The organism is Clavibacter nebraskensis NCPPB 2581 (genome assembly GCF_000355695.1).
Lineage (GTDB): Bacteria > Actinomycetota > Actinomycetes > Actinomycetales > Microbacteriaceae > Clavibacter > Clavibacter nebraskensis.
Genome location: NC_020891.1, coordinates 879,311 through 896,685 on the forward strand (window position 1 = coordinate 879,311; position 17,375 = coordinate 896,685).

General features: G+C 72.4%; 14 protein-coding genes and 1 tRNA gene. 13 read left to right on the forward strand and 2 right to left on the reverse strand.

From position 1 onward, the window contains the following. Positions 1-31 precede the first annotated feature (31 nt). From CMN_RS04210 to CMN_RS04255, 10 genes are all read left to right on the forward strand, one after another. Entirely contained in the window at positions 32-1,126 is a 1,095-nt protein-coding gene (locus CMN_RS04210) for an aspartate-semialdehyde dehydrogenase (protein WP_015489608.1), read from the forward strand. A gap of 87 nt (positions 1,127-1,213) precedes the next feature. Next, positions 1,214-2,692 (forward strand): malate:quinone oxidoreductase, encoded by a 1,479-nt coding sequence (locus tag CMN_RS04215; protein ID WP_015489609.1) that lies wholly within the window; start codon positions 1,214-1,216, stop codon positions 2,690-2,692. Positions 2,693-2,762: 70 nt separating this feature from the next. Continuing rightward, positions 2,763-3,947 (forward strand): Rv2578c family radical SAM protein, encoded by a 1,185-nt coding sequence (locus tag CMN_RS04220; RefSeq protein ID WP_015489610.1) that lies wholly within the window; start codon positions 2,763-2,765, stop codon positions 3,945-3,947. A gap of 80 nt (positions 3,948-4,027) precedes the next feature. Further along, a complete protein-coding gene (locus tag CMN_RS04225) occupies positions 4,028-4,741 on the forward strand; it encodes a helix-turn-helix transcriptional regulator (RefSeq protein ID WP_015489611.1) in 714 nt (237 codons plus the stop codon). After that, on the forward strand, positions 4,742-5,416 hold the full coding sequence (locus tag CMN_RS04230) for a thymidine kinase (RefSeq protein ID WP_015489612.1): 675 nt from the start codon (positions 4,742-4,744) through the stop codon (positions 5,414-5,416). It abuts the gene before it with no gap. A gap of 356 nt (positions 5,417-5,772) precedes the next feature. Continuing rightward, entirely contained in the window at positions 5,773-7,167 is a 1,395-nt protein-coding gene (locus CMN_RS04235; RefSeq protein ID WP_015489614.1) for a tyrosine-protein kinase domain-containing protein, read from the forward strand. Positions 7,168-7,480: 313 nt separating this feature from the next. Further along, a complete protein-coding gene (locus tag CMN_RS04240) occupies positions 7,481-8,464 on the forward strand; it encodes a hypothetical protein (protein ID WP_227077741.1) in 984 nt (327 codons plus the stop codon). Between the two features lie 71 nt (positions 8,465-8,535). Continuing rightward, the gene (locus CMN_RS04245) at positions 8,536-10,281 is read left to right on the forward strand and encodes a DUF4012 domain-containing protein (protein ID WP_227077742.1); all 1,746 of its coding nucleotides are present in this window, start codon (positions 8,536-8,538) and stop codon (positions 10,279-10,281) included. A gap of 87 nt (positions 10,282-10,368) precedes the next feature. Next, the gene (locus CMN_RS04250; protein WP_015489617.1) at positions 10,369-10,953 is read left to right on the forward strand and encodes a hypothetical protein; all 585 of its coding nucleotides are present in this window, start codon (positions 10,369-10,371) and stop codon (positions 10,951-10,953) included. A gap of 318 nt (positions 10,954-11,271) precedes the next feature. Further along, on the forward strand, positions 11,272-11,814 hold the full coding sequence (locus tag CMN_RS04255) for a sortase (protein WP_227077743.1): 543 nt from the start codon (positions 11,272-11,274) through the stop codon (positions 11,812-11,814). A 39-nt stretch (positions 11,815-11,853) separates the two neighbouring features. Here the strand turns inward: CMN_RS04255 and CMN_RS04260 are convergent, their stop codons facing one another. Next, positions 11,854-12,381, reverse strand: a complete 528-nt coding sequence (locus CMN_RS04260; RefSeq protein WP_015489619.1) for a VanZ family protein — start codon at positions 12,379-12,381, stop codon at positions 11,854-11,856. Positions 12,382-12,449: 68 nt separating this feature from the next. Here CMN_RS04260 and CMN_RS04265 point away from each other — a divergent pair, with 68 nt between their 5' ends. From CMN_RS04265 to CMN_RS04275, 3 genes are all read left to right on the forward strand, one after another. Further along, entirely contained in the window at positions 12,450-13,481 is a 1,032-nt protein-coding gene (locus CMN_RS04265) for an LLM class flavin-dependent oxidoreductase (RefSeq protein ID WP_015489620.1), read from the forward strand. Positions 13,482-13,573: 92 nt separating this feature from the next. After that, positions 13,574-15,805, forward strand: coding sequence for a transglycosylase domain-containing protein (locus tag CMN_RS04270; protein ID WP_015489621.1), 2,232 nt, complete (start codon positions 13,574-13,576; stop codon positions 15,803-15,805). Positions 15,806-15,950: 145 nt separating this feature from the next. Beyond that, positions 15,951-17,156 carry an acyltransferase family protein gene (locus tag CMN_RS04275; RefSeq protein ID WP_015489622.1) on the forward strand — a complete coding sequence of 402 codons (1,206 nt, stop codon included), beginning with the start codon at positions 15,951-15,953 and terminating at the stop codon, positions 17,154-17,156. A gap of 86 nt (positions 17,157-17,242) precedes the next feature. Here CMN_RS04275 and CMN_RS04280 read toward each other — a convergent pair. Further along, positions 17,243-17,316, reverse strand: a tRNA-Pro gene (locus CMN_RS04280). Between the last annotated feature and the right edge of the window lie 59 nt (positions 17,317-17,375).

Sequence of the window (17,375 nt, forward strand, 5' to 3'; positions counted from 1 at the left end):
GCGCGTCCGCGCACCGCAGGAGGAGACACCCGTGACCGACACCGCACCCGCCGGATCCGCCGCCCCCGCATCGGAGACCCCCGGCCTCCGCGTCGGCGTCGTCGGCGCCACCGGCCAGGTCGGCGCCGTCATGCGCCGCCTCCTCGAGGAGCGCGCGTTCCCCGTCGCCGAGATCCGCTTCTTCGCCTCGGCGCGCTCCGCCGGCACGACGCTCCCCTTCGCCGGCCGCGACATCACCGTGGAGGACGCGGCGACGGCCGATCCCACGGGCCTCGACATCGCGCTCTTCTCCGCGGGCGGCACCACGTCGCGCGCGCAGGCGCCCCGCTTCGCCGAGGCGGGCGTGCTCGTCATCGACAACTCCAGCGCCTGGCGCATGGACCCCGAGGTCCCGCTGGTCGTCTCCGAGGTCAACCCGGAGGCCATCGACGACGCGCGTCGCGGCATCATCGCCAACCCGAACTGCACCACCATGGCCGCGATGCCCGTCCTCAAGGTGCTGCACGAGGAGGCCGGGCTCACCCGCCTCGTCGTGAGCACGTACCAGGCCGTCTCCGGATCCGGCCTCGTCGGTGCCGAGGAGCTCGCGGGCCAGGCCGAGGCCGCCGTCGCCGCGGGCCCGGGAGCCCTCCGCCGCCTCGTCCACGACGGCCGCGCCGTCGAGCTCCCCGCGCCCGCCGTGTACCAGCGCCCCATCGCCTTCGACGTGATCCCGCTCGCCGGCAGCATCGTCGACGACGGCCTCTTCGAGACCGACGAGGAGAAGAAGCTCCGCAACGAGAGTCGCAAGATCCTCGGGCTCCCCGACCTCCTCGTCAGCGGCACGTGCGTGCGCGTCCCCGTCTTCACGGGCCACTCGCTCTCCGTCAACGCCGAGTTCGCGTCGCCGCTGAGCGTCGCCCGCGCGATCGAGCTCCTCGCCACGGCGCCCGGCGTCGAGCTGTCCGACATCCCCACGCCGCTCCAGGCGGCCGGCACCGACCCCAGCTACGTCGGACGCATCCGCGCCGACGAGGGCGCACCCGAGGGCCGCGGACTCGCCCTGTTCATCAGCAACGACAACCTCCGCAAGGGCGCCGCGCTCAACGCCGTGCAGATCGCCGAGGTCGTCGCGGCCCGCCGCTGATCCCTCCCCACCAGCGCTCGTGAGGTAGCCCGTACCTTCTCCCGCGGCCCCCGAGGGGGCCCGAGAGGGCGGGCGTACACTGATCCGGTGAGTGATACAGCGGAACCGGTAGACGTCGTCCTCGTCGGCGGGGGCATCATGAGCGCGACGCTCGGCACCCTCATCAAGCAGCTCGAACCGGACTGGACCATCCAGATCTTCGAGCGCCTCGGTGAGGTGGCCATGGAGTCGAGCAACCCGTGGAACAACGCGGGCACGGGCCACGCTGCCCTCTGCGAGCTGAACTACACGCCGGAGAAGGACGGGAAGATCGAGATCGGGTCCGCGACCCGCATCAACGAGCAGTTCCAGCTCTCCCGCCAGTTCTGGGCGCACCTCGTCACGGCGGGTGCCGTGCCGGAGCCCAAGGAGTTCATCAACCCCACCCCGCACATGACGTTCGTGCGCGGCGAGGAGAACGCGAAGTACCTGCGCCGCCGCTTCGACGCCATGCGCGCGCACCCCCTCTTCGAGGCCATGGAGTACACGGAGGACCCCGCGGTCATCCACTCCTGGGCCCCGCTCCTCGTGCTCCAGCGCGACAAGTCCGAGGTCATCGCCGCCACGCGCTTCGAGGGCGGCACCGACGTCGACTTCGGCGCGCTCACGAACAAGCTCATCGACTACCTCACGGAGCACGGCGCGGCCCTGCACCTCAACCACGAGGTCCGCGGCCTGTCGAAGAACCCCGACGGCAGCTGGCATCTCCGCGTCCGCAACGACGTCGGCCGCTCCACCGTGGAGGTGGACGCGAGGTTCGTCTTCATCGGCGCGGGCGGCGGCGCGCTGCACCTGCTGCAGAAGTCGGGCATCCCCGAGATCAAGGGCTTCGGCGGGTTCCCCATCAGCGGCGAGTGGTTCCGCACGGACGACCCCGAGATCGTCGCCAAGCACCGGGCGAAGGTCTACGGCAAGGCCGCCATCGGATCGCCGCCCATGTCCGTGCCGCACCTCGACACGCGCGTGGTGGGCGGCGAGACCTCCCTGCTCTTCGGGCCCTACGCCGGCTTCAGCCCGCGCTTCCTCAAGAAGGGCTCGCTGCTCGACCTGTTCACGTCGATCCGGCCGCACAACATCATCCCGATGCTCGCCGTCGCAAAGGACAACCTGAGCCTCATCAAGTACCTCGTCAGCCAGCTCATCGCCTCCAAGGAGACGAAGTTCGACGCGCTCCGCGAGTTCATGCCCACGGCCGACCCGAAGGACTGGTACCAGGTCACCGCCGGCCAGCGCGTGCAGGTCATGAAGAAGGACGCGGAGAAGGGCGGCGTGCTGCAGTTCGGCACCGAGGTCATCGCGGCGGCCGACGGCAGCATCGCGGGCCTCCTCGGCGCGTCGCCGGGGGCGTCGACGGCCGTCCCGATCATGCTCGACGTCCTCGAGCGCTGCTTCCCCGACCGCATCGCCGGCTGGAAGAAGCCGCTCACGCGCATGATCCCGAACTACGGCACCCTCGTCGCGTCGGACCCCAAGAAGACGCCGAAGATCATCCAGGAGACCGCGGAGGTCCTCGAGCTCCAGCACTGACGGGCGCGGACGGTCGCGATCACGCGGCCGCCCGCTCGCGCGAGGTTCGAAAGTGTGTTCGAATGAGCGCATGAGATGGAGCGCGCAGAGACTGTCCGACGCGAGCGTGGACGCGCTGCCCGGGCTGGCCCGCCTGAGCAACCTCGTGCAGAGCGTCTGCACCCCGGAGTTCCAGGGCGTGACGTTCCACGAGGTGCTCGCGAAGTCGGCCCTCAACCGCGTGCCGGGGGAGTCGAAGGTCATGCCGTACGGCTGGACCATCAACCCCTACCGCGGCTGCACGCACGCCTGCGTCTACTGCTTCGCGCGCCCGACGCACGAGTACCTCGACCTCGACGGGGGCCGCGACTTCGACGACCAGATCGTCGTCAAGGTCAACGTCGCCGAGGTGCTCGCCCGGGAGCTCGCGAAGCCCACGTGGACGCACGACGCGGTCGCGCTGGGCACCAACACGGATCCGTACCAGCGTGCCGAGGGCCGCTACGCGCTCATGCCCGGCATCATCGCGGCGCTCGCGTCGTCGGGCACGCCGCTGTCCATCCTCACCAAGGGCACGCTGCTCCGCCGCGACCTCCCGCTGCTGCGGGAGGCGTCGGCGTCGGTGCCGGTGGACCTCGCGATGAGCATCGCCGTGCTCGACGACGACCTGCAGCAGTCGGTGGAGCCGGGCACGCCCACGACCGCGGCGCGCCTCGCGACGGTCACGGCGATCCGCGAGGCGGGCCTCGACTGCACCGTGTTCATGATGCCGATCCTGCCCATGCTCACGGACTCCGTCGAGCACCTCGACCACGCGCTCACGCGCATCCGCGAGGCCGGCGGCACGCGCGTCCTCTACTCCGCGCTCTACCTCAAGCCGGGGGTGAAGGAGTGGTACCTCCAGTGGCTCGAGCGCGAGCGTCCGGATCTCGTGGGCCGCTACCTCGACCTCTACGCGCGCGGTGCGTACGCCCCGCAGGCGTACCGGTCCTGGCTGAAGGCGCGCCTGTATCCGCTGGTCCGGCGGCACGGGCTCGGCGGCGGGCGGGTGGATCCGCGCACCGGCGGCGTCCTGTCCCGCGCCGACCTGCCGGGCGTCGAGGCGGCCCGCGCGCCGATGGGCGGCCGGCCGCGTCCCGGCTGGAGCCAGGAGGGCGCGGACAGCCGCGCCACGACGGCACGCGGTCGCGGCAGCTGGACGCAGGCGCCCGCCCCGGGCCCGCTCGTCGCCGCGTCGCTCCCGGCCGCATCCGCGACGCAGGCCACGCTGTTCTGACGACGGGGGAGCGGGGCGCCGAGGTGTCCACCCACGCCCCCGCATGCCGTCCCGACGCGCTCCCTGGCTAAGGTTTTGGCATGAACACCCTGCGCGACCCCGGGGTTGGCACGCGCGATGCCTCCGGGCGGTCGTCGCCGCAGCCCGTGCGGGTCGGCGTGCTCATGGGACACGAGCGCGCGCTGGACGAGGTCTGCGCGATCCTCCGCCGCCGGGCTCCCGAGATCGACGTCGTGGTGAGCACGACGGGCTGGCTCCAGCTGGTGCGCTCGCCGCGCTTCCCGACGGACGTCGTGGTCGTCGACTACGACCTCGCCGACGCCGTCAGCCTCGAGGGCCGCATCCGCTCCTGCCGCGCGGCGGGTGCCGCCGTCGTGGTGCTGTCGCGGTCGGGCGCCGATGAGGTCCGTCGCCGCGTGGTCGACGCGGGGGCGGCGGCGCTGTTGACGGGGCCGGTACCCGCCGCGGACATCGTGGCCGCGGTGCGTGCCGTCGCGGCCGGCGCAGGGACGCGATCCGCGCAGCGACGGGACGACGGCACGACGCACGGGGACGAGGGGCGCGCGGCGCGCGCCTTCGCGAGCCCCCGCCTCAGCCAGGGCGAGGAGCAGGCCCTCCGCCTCTACGTGACCGGCCGCTCGACGCAGGCCGTCGCCGCGGCCATGAACGTGCAGTACGAGACCGCGAAGACCTACCTCCGTCGCGTCCGCGCGAAGTACCGCCTCGTCGGGAGGATCGCGGGTCGGCGGTCCGACCTGATCGAACGCGCCACCGAGGACGGCTACCTTCGGTAGATGGCCAAGCTCTACTTCCGTTTCGGCGCGATGAACAGCGGCAAGAGCACCTCGATGCTCCAGGCCGCCTACAACTACGAGGAGCGCGGGCAGCACGTGCTGCTCACGAAGCCCGTTATCGACACCAAGGGCGACCGCGACATCGTGTCGCGCCTCGGCGTCCGTCGTCCGGTGGACTTCCTGCTCGAGCCGGACGCGGACGTATGGCAGGAGTTCGGGATCCACCGCGAGCGCGTGCTGCAGGAGAAGGGCGGCCCGACGGCGTGCCTCCTCGTCGACGAGGCGCAGTTCCTGCGCGAGTCGCAGGTGGACGACCTGCTGCGGATCGCGATCCTGCAGGACGTGCCGGTCATCGCCTACGGGATCCGCACCGACTTCCAGACGGTGGCGTTCCCCGGAAGCCGGCGGCTGCTCGAGATCGCGCACAGCCTCGAGGAGATGAAGACCATCTGCCGCTGCGGGCGCAAGGCCGTCTTCAACGCGCGCCAGGTCGGCGAGCGGTTCATCTTCGCCGGCGACCAGGTCGCGATCGACGGCGAGGACGTCACGTACATGTCGCTCTGCGGCGCCTGCTACCTGGCGGAGAGCGGGGGAGCGCTCACGAGCGGCCGCCCCGTCGAGGTGGGCGCGTCGACGTTCGGCTACCCCGCCGGCCCGGACGCCGACTTCGCCTGATCCGGCCGCGGGAAAGGCCGCGACGCGCGTCAGTCCCGCAGGTAGCGGAGGCCGTGCGCGGTGAGAGCGCCCGTGAGCACGAGGGTGGCGAGCGGCACGAGGGCGACGCAGACGTCGAGCACGGTGCTGGCCTCCTCCTCGGGTGAGCGGGCCGACCGTGCGCATCCGGGGAGGTGGGTGGCCTGAGCGCGGATCCACGCTAGCCCGATCGTCCCGCCGATCGACCGCCCCAGAAGCTGGGGCGTCATTCACGTGACGTCATTCACCGCCCCGGGGAACCAATGCTGGTCCTCGGCTGTGGGAGCATGGGACGGGGGCGCCGCTGGGGGGCGCTCGATCGACGAGGGGGATCGCCTGTGGAACTGCGTGAGTACATCCGGATCCTGCGACGGTCATGGATCCTGATCCTGTTGGTACTTCTGCTCGGAGTGGGGGCGGCCGCCGGCTACTCGCTCGTGCAGACGCCCGAGTACCGGGCGTCGTCCAAGGTGTTCGTCTCGACGCAGTCGGCCGGCACCGTGCAGGACCTGAGCCAGGGCAGCACGTTCACGCAGCAGGCGGTCAAGAGCTACGCCGACGTGGTGGCGACGCCCGTCGTGCTGGAGCCGGTCATCGCCCAGCTGGGCCTCGACGCGACGGCGGAGTCGCTCGCGCCGAAGATCACCGCCACCGCGGCGGCAGACACCGTCATCATCCAGATCTCCGTCGAGGATGAGAAGGCCGAGGCGGCCGCCACCATCGCCAACGCGGTGGCGAGGAGCTTCACCGACGTCGTCGCCGAGCTCACGCCGCTCGACGCCAACGGGCAGGCGCAGGTGAAGATAACGACCCTGCAGGAGGCCCGGATCCCGGCATCGCCCGTCTCCCCGCAGGTCCCGCTGAACCTCGCGCTGGGCGGGCTCATCGGGCTCGCGCTCGGTGTGGCCGCCGCCGTGCTGCGCGCCACGCTCGACACCCGGATCCGCGGGGAGCACGACCTGCGCCTCGTCACGCACGCGCCCATCCTCGGCGGCATCGCCTACGACCCGAAGGCCAAGGAGCGCCCGCTCATCGTGCAGTCGGATCCGCGCAGCCCGCGCGCCGAGTCCTTCCGCAGCCTGCGCACCAACCTGCAGTTCCTCGACTTCGGCGGTCGCGCGCGCAGCTTCGTCATCACGAGCGCGGTCGAGTCGGAGGGCAAGTCCACGACGAGCGCCAACCTCGCCATCGCCCTGAGCGACGCGGGTGCGCGCGTCGCCGTCGTCGACGCGGACCTGCGCCGTCCCAAGCTCGCGTCGTACCTCGGGCTCGAGGGCGCGGTCGGTCTCACCGACGTGCTCATCGGCCGCGCCGAGCTCAAGGACGTCCTGCAGCCGTGGGGCAACCGCAACATGTTCGTGCTGCCGGCGGGCCAGATCCCGCCGAACCCGAGCGAGCTGCTGGGCTCGCGCACCATGGTCACGCTCCTGAAGGAGCTCGAGGCCGAGTTCGACACCGTGCTCATCGACGCGCCGCCGCTGCTGCCCGTCACCGACAGCGCGGTCCTGTCGAAGAGCGCGGGCGGGGCGATCCTCGTCGTGTCGTCCGGTCGCGCACACCGGGGCCAGGTCCACGCGGCCATCGAGTCGCTGAACAGCGTCGGCGCCGAGGTCCTGGGCGTCGTGCTGACGATGCTCCCGACCAAGGGCCCGGACGCGTACGGCTACGGCCAGTACGGCTATTCCTACGTGCGGCCCGAGAGCTCCGACAGCACGAGCCCGGCCGCTCCCTGACCGGCCGCCGGACCCGCCGCCGACACGTGTCGTCCCGGCGGGCTCCGTGGGGGCCTGTACGATCCGGGTGACACCACCGCTCGACCCGCATCTCCCGATGCGCCGACCGGGCCCTGCTCCACCGGAGGAGCGCGTCCCGGCTCGTCGTCGGGGCGCGGACCGGATCCGGCCGCCCGAGAGGGTGGGCGGTCCGCGTGCCGCACGATGCCCGCCACACCGGGAGACACCATGTCGGCTCACGCCGAGGCGCCGCCGCGCCACCTGCCAGGACGCACGTCCGACCACCGCGCCCCTCGACCCGCGGGAGCCGCTCGTGGCTAGGACCGCGCCCGACGGCCGGAAGCCCATGGCGGTCACGGGTCGTGCCCGGCGCCGTCGTCCCTCGCTCGGCCGCATCATCCCCGGAGTCGGCGTGACCGCGGTGGTCGCCTTCCTCGCCATCGACCTGATCCTCGTCTCGGCCGCGGTGACCCGCACGGGCGGCGGGCCGACCGACGGGGGCACGGCCGCCCCCGCGCCCTCCGCCGCCAGCACCGACGCCGCCGCGACCCCGACGCCCGCGCCCAGCGCCGCACCGACCACGACGGTGGCCGCCCCGACGGTCTTCCTCGCGGCGGGGAACGCCGAGGTCGCGTGGCGCACCACGGGCGGCTCCTGCACGGGCGAGCCCGCCCGCATCCAGACCACCATCGACGCGGGCCGCACCTGGGACACCCGTTCGACGGGCTCCTTCGACGCGCGCCGGATCCTCGCGCTGCAGGTGGACAGCCCGGACGTCGGCAGCGTCGTCGCGGACGTGACGGCGGCATGCACCCGCACAACGCTCCAGAGCTTCACGGGCGGCGAGTTCTGGCGCGACGCGTCGGCGCTCACGGCGACGACGGCGTACGTCGACCCCGCGCAGCCCGGCACGGTGCAGCTCGTCCAGGGCCCCCGGGACGCTCCGTGTGACGACGCCGTCCAGGTCGTCGACAGCGGCCAGGCGGCCGCGATGCTCTGCGGCTCCGGCGCGCTGCACGTCCGCTCGGGCAGCGGCGACTTCCGGCTGATCGACGCCCCGGGGGTCCTCGCGCTCGCGCTGGGCACGGACGGCATCCTCACGGCCGGCACCGCCGGATCCTGCGCGGGCACGAGCGTCGGCCGCATCGTCCCGGCCTCGGGTGCCGTGAGCGTGCTCGGTTGCGCGGCGGCCGCCCCCACCAGCGGCTCCGTGGCCATCTCGGCCGCCGGTCGCGACGTCTGGCTGCTCACCGGCGACGCCGTCAGCATCTCCGCCGACGGCGGGATCACCTGGTGACCTCCGCGGACGCCGTCGCGCCGTCACGGCGCCGCCGCCGGTCCCGACGCCCCCGGACGCGTCGACGCGTCATGACGGTCGCCGTCGCCGTGATCGCCGCCATCCTCGTGCTCTGGATCGTGTGGGTCGCCGCCCGCGCCCTCCTCGCCCGCGCCGAGCTCGAGCAGGCGGTGCCGCTCGCGTCCTCCGTGCAGCGCGACCTCCTGGCCGGCGACTCCGCGGGAGCGTCGGCGAACGTCGCGCAGCTGCGCGAGCACTCCGCGCGCGCGGTGTCGCTCACGGGGGATCCGGTCTGGGCCGTCACCGAGCACGTGCCCTTCGTGGGCCCGAACCTCCGGGCCTTCCGCGAGATCTCCGGCGTCGTCGACCGCATCGGCGGGGACGCGCTGCAGCCCGTCGTCGGCATCGCCGGCACGCTCGACATCGCGAGCCTCACGCCGAAGGACGGGAAGCTCGATCTCGACCCGATCGTGGCCGCGCAGGAGCCCGTCCGCCAGGCCGACGACGCGCTCGACGCCGCGCTGACCGACGTGACGGCCATCGACACCGGCAGCACCATCCGGCCCGTCGCCGACGCGGTCGCGCGCCTGGAGGAGACGGTCGGGAAGGCCGCCGAGACGCTGGCCGTCGTGCGCCACGTCACCGACCTCGCGCCCGCCATGCTCGGCGCCGACGGCGACCGGAGCTACCTGCTCATGTTCCAGAACAACGCCGAGGTGCGCTCCACGGGCGGCATCCCCGGCGCGCTCGCGCTCGTCCGCACGGGAGGCGGCGCGTTCTCGCTCGCCGGCCAGGACTCGGCGCGCGCGTTCCCGCGCCTCAAGGAACCGGCTCTGCCCCTGGATCCCCAGACCGCCGGCCTCTACGGCACCATCACCGGCCGCTACATGCAGGACGTGACGTTGACGCCCGAGTTCCCCCAGGCCGCGCCCCTCGCCGCCGAGATGTGGCGGCTCAAGCACGGCGACGCGGTCGACGGCGTGATCAGCATCGACCCGGTCGCCCTCTCGTACCTGCTCGAGGCCACCGGCCCGATCACCCTCGCGACCGGCGACGTGCTCCGCTCCGACGACGCCGTCGGCCTGCTCCTGCACGACGTGTACCTCCGGTACCCGAACCCGGACGTCCAGGACGCGGTCTTCGCGAGCGTCGCCGACTCGGTGTTCGCGAAGGTCTCCTCGGGCGATGTGGACCCTGCCGCGCTGGTGGAGGCGCTCGGGCACGCGGCCGAGGAGCGTCGCATCCTGATCTGGAACTCGCGCGCCGACGAGCAGGCGACCCTCGCGGGCACCACGTTCCAGGGGTCGCTCCCCACCACCAACGACGAGTCCACGGTCTTCGGCGTGTTCCTCAACGACTCGACCGGCGCCAAGATGGACTACTTCCTCTCGCTGCGGACCACGCTGGCGATGGCCATGTGCCGGGACGACGGCAGGCCGGACTACCGCACGGAGGTGATCCTCGGATCCACGGCACCGGCCGACGCGGCCTCCCTGCCCTTCGTGGTCACGGGCGGGGGTGTCTACGGCGTGGCCCCCGGCGACATCAAGACGCGGGTCGCGGTCTACGGACCACCCGGCACGGTGCCGCTGCGCGTGCACATCGACGGCCAGGAGGCGGCGTTCCAGCCCGAGGTCGTGGGCGGGCGGGCCGTCGCCCAGGTCGAGGTGACGCTGACGCCCGGTCAGGAGGTCCGCATATCGGTGGACACGCTGGGGGACAAAAAGACCGACACGCCGCTCTCGATCGTGACCACGCCGGTAATTGACACGATCGCGACAGAATTCCGTTCCCTGTCCTGCGACGCTTCCCAGTAGTCTCCTCACTGGGGGAATGATCGACGGCGGACCCGAGTCCGCTCGTGGCCCCTATGCACCAAGAGAAGCTCACACTGGGGGAACCACATGTTCAAGAAGATCCTCGCCGGGGCGGCCATCGCCCTCGCCGCGACGTTCACCGTCGCCACCGCCGCCAACGCGGACCCGTACACGCCCGAGGGCGGCGTCACCGTCAGCGACCCCACCGTCGCGCCCGGCCAGAGCACGGTCCTGTCCTTCGCGGACGGCTCGTTCGCGCCGAACAGCGCGGTCACCATCACCATCACGGGCGAGGACGCGGCGAACGCCACGCTCGCCTCCTTCCGCACGGCCCCCATGGCCGTCACCAGCAACTCCATCACCAAGAACGCGACCAACGCCGGCGGCCTCCGCGTCACCGTCACGCTGCCCGCCGGATCCGCGTCGGGCTCCTACGCCCTCACCGGCGCCGACGCCCAGGGCAACACCGTCTCCACGACCATCTCGGTCGTCGCGGCCGCCGGCAACGGCACCGCGACCGGCGGCTCCAGCTCCGACAACGCGGCGGGCCTCCCCGTCACGGGTGGCCAGCTGCCCGTCGTCCTCATCTGGACCGGCGGCGGCCTGCTGCTGCTCGGTGCCGCTCTCGTCGTCGTGCTCGCCACGGTCCGTCGCCAGCGCACCACGGTCTGATCCGCATCACGCACAGCGTCGCCTGACTCCCCTCCGGAGCCCGGCGACGGAAGGCCCTGAGGCAACCGCCTCGGGGCCTTCCGTCGTCTCCGGGACCCGTGCGGGCACCGGTTGGCCCCAGTCCGGGGCCGATCGCGCCCATTCCCCTCCGCGCGGACCGCCGACGCGGATAGCATCTCGAACGTGGGTTTACCCGACCCGCTGTCTGCCTGAAGGCGCCGACCCGAAATCGCGCGCCGCGGACACCACCGCTCCGAGGCGATACCCGTCGTGCCCCCGCACGTCCGTCCCGGGCGCATCACAGAAGGCACACCCGAGATGCTCGCCACGACCCTGGCGGGCGCGTTCGTCGCGCTCGCGATCACCGTCTCCGCTCCCTTGGCCGCCCAGGCGGAGAACTACGTCCCCAAGGACTCCACCGTCGCCTGCAGCGGCATGTCCGTCACCCCGGCCGCCGTCGCGCCCGGCGAGTCCGTCCGGATCGCCGGCGTCGCCGGGTCCTTCACCGCGGGCGAGACCGTCGCCGTGCGCCTCTCCGCAACGGCCGGCGCACCCGCCGCCGCCGGCGACCCCGCCGCATCCGTCACCGCAGCGGCCGACGGCTCCGTCTCCGGCTCGCTCGTCGTCCCCACGACGGCGTCCGGCACCTGGCGTGCCAACCAGACCGCCGCGTCGGGCGACCACTGGTGCGGCATCGTGTCCGTCGTCCCGGCGAGCGCGCGCATCGCGGCGGACGGCGGCTCGCTCCCCGTCACCGGCGGCACGTTGCCCACCGGCCTCGCCATCACCGGCGGAGGGCTGCTCTTCGCCGGTGCCGTGGCCGCGGGCATCGCGACGGCCCGCCGGCGCCGCGCGTCCTGACGCCCGACGCCGCCGACGACCCGACGCGGGCGGATCCGATCACGACCGGATCCGTCCGCGTCGTCGCGTCCGGGCCGCGACGATCCCCGCGGTCGTCACGCCGAGGAGGGCACCGGCGCCGTTGGCCGCCACGTCGGTGACGGACGCCACGCGCGCCGGCAGGAACGCCCCCTGCGCGAGCTCGACCGACGCCGACATGGCGGTCCCGGCGAGCACGACGAGCCACCAGCGCGGAGCCCCGAGGGCCAGCACGCCGAGCATGCCCAGCGGCGCGAACAGGGCGACGTTGGCGACCTCCTCGATCATCGAGTAGCGGAACCCGGGGATGCCGTGGTGCTGCACGAACACCACGCCGCGCATCAGGTACGGGTACACGCCGCGGTCGACGCTGTCGGGGGTGAGCGTGACCAGCCCGATCAGGGCGACGTACACCGCGAGGAGCGCGGCGGCCTGTCGCCGTCGGATGCGTCGGCGCGCGCGGTCCCGCTGCGCGCCCCACGGCGACCGCGCGGGCCCCGCACCTTCCGCCGTCGCGCCCGGCGGGGGAGTGGAGGCGGCGGGATCCATGACGGCCGCAGCCTAGCAACGCGGCCCGCACGGGGAATGCGCCGCCGATCCCGCCCGTTCTCCCCGGGGTGACCCACCTCGAACGCGTCCCGCTGAACGTCCTCGACCTCGCCCCGCGCCCCTTCGGCGGCACGAACGCCGACGCCGTCGCCGGCAGCATCCGCCTCGCCCAGGCCGCCGAGGCCGCGGGCTACTCGAGGTTCTGGGTCGCCGAGCACCACGGGATGCCCGGCATCGCGAGCTCCGCCCCGGCCGTGCTCCTCGCGGGCATCGCCGCGCGCACGTCCACCATCCGCGTCGGCAGCGGCGGCGTCATGCTGCCGAACCACACGCCGCTCGTCGTTGCCGAGCAGTTCGGGACCCTCCGCGCGCTCTACGGCGACCGCATCGACCTCGGCATCGGCCGGGCCCCCGGCACGGACGGTGCGACCGCGATGGCGCTCCGGCGCAGCGAGGCGGGCCTCGGCGTCGACGACTTCCCGCAGCAGCTCGTCGACCTGGTCGGCTTCTTCACCGGCGGCATGGCGGACGACAACCCGCTGCGCGGGATCACGGCCGTCCCGGGGCTCGGCGACGTCCCGCAGATGTGGCTCCTCGGATCCAGCGGCTACTCCGCGCAGGTCGCCGCGGCCCTCGGGATCCGCTTCGCGTTCGCGCACCACTTCGCCGGCGACCGCACCGAGCAGGCGCTCGCGTTGTACCGCGAGCGCTTCCAGCCGAGCGACGACCTCGCAGCGCCCCACAGCGCCATCGCGGTGAGCGTCATCGCCGACGAGGACCCGGACGTCGTGGAGCGCGAGGCGCGCGCCGGCCGCATCACGTGGCTCCGCATGCGCCAGGGCGGGAAGCCGCAGCCCGTGGATCCGGCCGAGGCCGCCGCCTACGAGTTCAGCGACCTCGAGCGCGAGATCATCGGGGCGCGCGACCACCGCCAGGCCATCGGCTCGCCCGACGCCGTGCGCATCGGCCTCGAGCGCCTGCTGACGACCACGGGCGCGGACGAGCTCATCGTCGCGCCGTCGTCCACGACGCTCGACCACCGCATCCGGACGCTCCGCACGGTGCGCGATCTGGCCACCGCGGAGCCCGCCGCGGCCTGATCGCGAGTGCACTCATCACATTTCGGCCACGGGGAGCTGAGACCCTCCTTGAGGCGGATGTGGCGCCTCCGGGCGCGGGTTAGATTAGTAGAATGAGGAAAACTGACCTGACCATCTCGACCCGGTTGGGCGCGTTCCTCGGACTCGTCGGCATGAGCACGATCGCTGGCGTGCTCGTCGCCGCCATGGTGACCCCGGCCATCGCCGTCTCCGGCATCGCGGCCAACAGCACCATCGGCGTGTTCGAGGACATCCCGGACAACCTGCAGATCGACAACCTCGCGCAGAAGACGGTGCTCTACGCCAAGCAGGGCGACAGCCAAGTGCCCTTCGCCGAGTTCTTCTCGCAGGACCGCGAGGAGGTCCCGTGGGACGCGGTCTCGTCGTACGCGAAGGACGCCGCGATCGCGACCGAGGACCCCCGCTACTACGAGCACGGCGGCGTCGACGTGCTGTCGGCCGCCCGCGCTCTCGCGCAGAACGTGCTGAACAAGGAGGTCCAGTCGGGCGCCTCCACGATCACGATGCAGTACGTCCGCAACGTCCTGGTGCAGAAGGCCCAGAACATGGTCGACTCCTCCGACGAGGCCACGCAGGCCGCGGGCCGGAAGGCCTTCACCGAGGCCACCCAGCCCGACATGCCCCGCAAGCTCAAGGAGATGCGGATGGCGATAGGGGTGGAGAAGAAGTACTCCAAGAACGAGATCCTCCTCGCGTACCTCAACATCGCGAACTTCGGCAGCCGCGTCTACGGCATCGAGTCCGCGGCGCGCTACTACTTCAACGTCTCCGCCGCCGACCTCACGCTCGAGCAGGCCGCGAGCCTCATCGCCACGGTCAACGCGCCCGAGGTCTTCAAGATCGACAACCCGGACAACCTCGAGCGCAACAAGGAGCGCCGCGACCTGCTGCTGCGGAACATGCTCAAGGAGCAGAAGATCACGCAGGAGCAGTACGACACGGCCTCCGCCGCCGCGATCACGCCGACGATCACGCCCTCCACGAGCGGCTGCATCCAGGCGAACCCGATCTCGGCGGCGTACTTCTGCGACTACGTGAAGAACGAGATCCTCACCAACCCGGAGTTCGGCGCGACGCCGGCCGAGCGCGATGCCGTGCTCAAGCGCGGCGGCATGCAGGTCTACACGACGCTCGACCTCGACATCCAGGCGAACGCGGCGGAGCAGATGCGCAAGCAGGTGCCGACGACCGCGCGCTTCACGAAGATCGGCGGATCCGTGGTCTCCCGCGAGGTGAAGACGGGGCGCGTCATCGCGATGGCCCAGAACACCGACTACGGGGTCGGCGACCAGCCCGGCATCACCGAGGTCAACTACTCCGCGGACTTCGCGCACGGTGGATCGCGGGGCTTCCAGGTCGGATCGACGTACAAGATCTTCACCCTCGTCGACTGGCTGAAGAGCGGGAAGTCGATCTACCAGACCGTCAACGCCTCCAAGACGAACTGGCAGAAGAGCGAGTTCACCTCGTGCGGTAACCGCTTGAGCGGCCCCGCGTACCCCGTGACGAACGACACGAACACCGGGGCGACGTCGAACCAGACCGTGCTCCAGGCGACCGTGGCGTCGGTGAACTCGGCGTTCATCGCCATGGCGAGCCAGCTCGACATCTGCGACATCACCAATACGGCGAAGGACATGGGCGTCTACAACGCCGACCCGGATCAGCCCGTCTCGAGCCAGCCTTCGGACGTCGTGGGCTCCGGCGGCAACAACGTCGCCCCGCTCCAGATGGCGACCGCCTTCTCCTCCGTCGCGAACCAGGGCACCATGTGCCCGCCCATCGTGATCGACAAGGTCGTCCTCCCGGACGAGTCGGAGCTCGTGACCCCGAAGAGCGACTGCACGCAGGCCATGAGCCCGGATGTCGCCAACACGGCCGCCTTCACGCTCAAGGCCGTCATGGGCGGCACCGGCGCTGCGTCGAACCCGCGCGACGGCACCGAGATCATGGGCAAGACGGGCACGACCGACCGCTCGAAGGACACCTGGTTCGTCGGGTCCTCCACCGAGGTCACCACGGCCGTCTGGGTCGGCAACGTCGAGGGCTTCGCGTCCATGCGCCGCAACGTCCTCAACGGTTCGGCCGCGGACAGCGCACGTCACCGGATCTTCAAGCCGCTGCAGACGTTCATCGACGACCGCTACCCGGCCGAGGGCTTCCCCGCGCCGAGCAGCGCGTTGACGAAGAAGCCCTACGTGCCGCCGGCACCGAAGCCCACGCAGTCGGCGGCGCCCACGGCACCGGAGGCACCCGCTGCTCCGGCGGCTCCGGCCCAGCCCGCCCCTCCCGCGGAGGGATGAGCCCGCGCTCGATGGGGAGCGCGCGCCGTCGGCCGTCGCCTCCGGGCGGCGGCCGTCGTGCTGTGCGCGACCCGGCCGCGGATCCCTCGGATCGGGCGCCTCGTAGACTGGGCGACCGCCGCTCCACCGACCCGGGAAGGCCATCATGACCGGGACCCCGACGTCCGCACCCGCGCGCGTGCGCACGCTGCTGCCCGGCATCGAGGGGCTCCGCGGGGTCGCCGCCGTCGCCGTGCTGCTGTACCACGTGCAGCGCCAGCTGGCCCGGCCGACCACCGACATCCCGCTCGTCGGCGAGGTCGCCTTCTTCAGCCACGGCGTCACGCTGTTCTTCGTGCTGAGCGGCTTCCTGCTGTTCCTGCAGTTCGCGCGCGGCCTCGTCGACGGCGGCGCCATGCCGCGCCTGTCGCGCTACGCCGTCAACCGCGTGCTCCGCGTCTTCCCGGGCTACATCGTGGTGCTGCTGCTCGTGAGCCTCGTGCTGCGCGTCGCGATCCTGCCGCGGGAGACCCGCGACGCCGGCATCTCGGTGGGCGCGCTCGGGCCGGTCGACACGATCGTGAACGCCCTGCTGCTGCAGGGCTACACGCCGCGCACGCTCCGCAGCGGCATCGAGGTCGCCTGGACGCTCGCCGTCGAGGTGTCCTTCTACGTGGTGCTGCCGATCGTGGCGCTGCTCGCGGCGCGGCTGCTGCGGGGGAGGGCGACGTGGATCCGCGCCCTCGCGCCGGCAGCGGTGCTCCTGCTGATCGGCGTGGCCGGCAAGGTCTGGTCCGTGGTCGCGCAGGCCCCGCTCGGCCACCGCGGCCGCCTCGCGAGCGAGTGGGGCGTCACATGGGAGGCGGTCGTGAACCGCAGCATCCTCGTGCACGCGGACCTCTTCGCGTACGGCATGGCGGCGGCCGTCGTCTTGCTCACGCTGTCCGCGGACGAGGGCCTGCGCGACCGCGTCGCGGCCTGGCGCGTGCCCGCCGGGATCGTCGCCGCCGCGCTCATCGTCGTCGCCTCCGAGGCGCCCGTGGGCGCGTTCGAGGAGAGCATCGTGGCCGCCTCGTGCGCGACGCTGCTGCTCCTCGTGGCGCTTCCGCGGCGCGGGGGATCCCTCGGCCCGATGACGCGGTTCCTCGAACTCCGGTGGATCGCCTGGCTCGGCACGATCTCGTTCAGCGTCTACCTCTGGCACCTGCCCGTGATCCGCTTCCTCCGCCGAGCGGGCCTCGTGCTGCCGGACACGCTCGCGGGCTTCGCCCTCAACACGCTCGTGGTCGGGGCGGTGACGCTCGCGCTGTCGTCGGCGACGTATTACGCGATCGAGCGGCCGGCGCTCCGGCTGAAGCCCGGATCCCGCTAGGCCCGGCACGACGAAGGGCCGCTCCCGGAGGAGCGGCCCTTCTCGTTCGTGCCCGTCGTGCCGTGCCTCCCGCAGGAGGCGGTGTGTCGGGGTAACAGGATTTGAACCTGCGACCTCTTCGTCCCGAACGAAGCGCGCTACCAAACTGCGCCACACCCCGATGGCCCGAGGGCCGGGCTCTACGATACCCGATGTTCCGGGCTCCCGAGTACGCGGAGG

Coding starts and splice junctions, on each gene's coding strand:
- CMN_RS04255 (WP_227077743.1), top strand. CDS start 11,272: ATGCTCGCCACGACCCTGGCGGGCGCGTTCGTCGCGCTCGCGATCACC.
- CMN_RS04260 (WP_015489619.1), bottom strand. CDS start 12,381: ATGGATCCCGCCGCCTCCACTCCCCCGCCGGGCGCGACGGCGGAAGGT.
- CMN_RS04245 (WP_227077742.1), top strand. CDS start 8,536: ATGACGGTCGCCGTCGCCGTGATCGCCGCCATCCTCGTGCTCTGGATC.
- CMN_RS04250 (WP_015489617.1), top strand. CDS start 10,369: ATGTTCAAGAAGATCCTCGCCGGGGCGGCCATCGCCCTCGCCGCGACG.
- CMN_RS04225 (WP_015489611.1), top strand. CDS start 4,028: ATGAACACCCTGCGCGACCCCGGGGTTGGCACGCGCGATGCCTCCGGG.
- CMN_RS04275 (WP_015489622.1), top strand. CDS start 15,951: ATGACCGGGACCCCGACGTCCGCACCCGCGCGCGTGCGCACGCTGCTG.
- CMN_RS04220 (WP_015489610.1), top strand. CDS start 2,763: ATGAGATGGAGCGCGCAGAGACTGTCCGACGCGAGCGTGGACGCGCTG.
- CMN_RS04270 (WP_015489621.1), top strand. CDS start 13,574: ATGAGGAAAACTGACCTGACCATCTCGACCCGGTTGGGCGCGTTCCTC.
- CMN_RS04230 (WP_015489612.1), top strand. CDS start 4,742: ATGGCCAAGCTCTACTTCCGTTTCGGCGCGATGAACAGCGGCAAGAGC.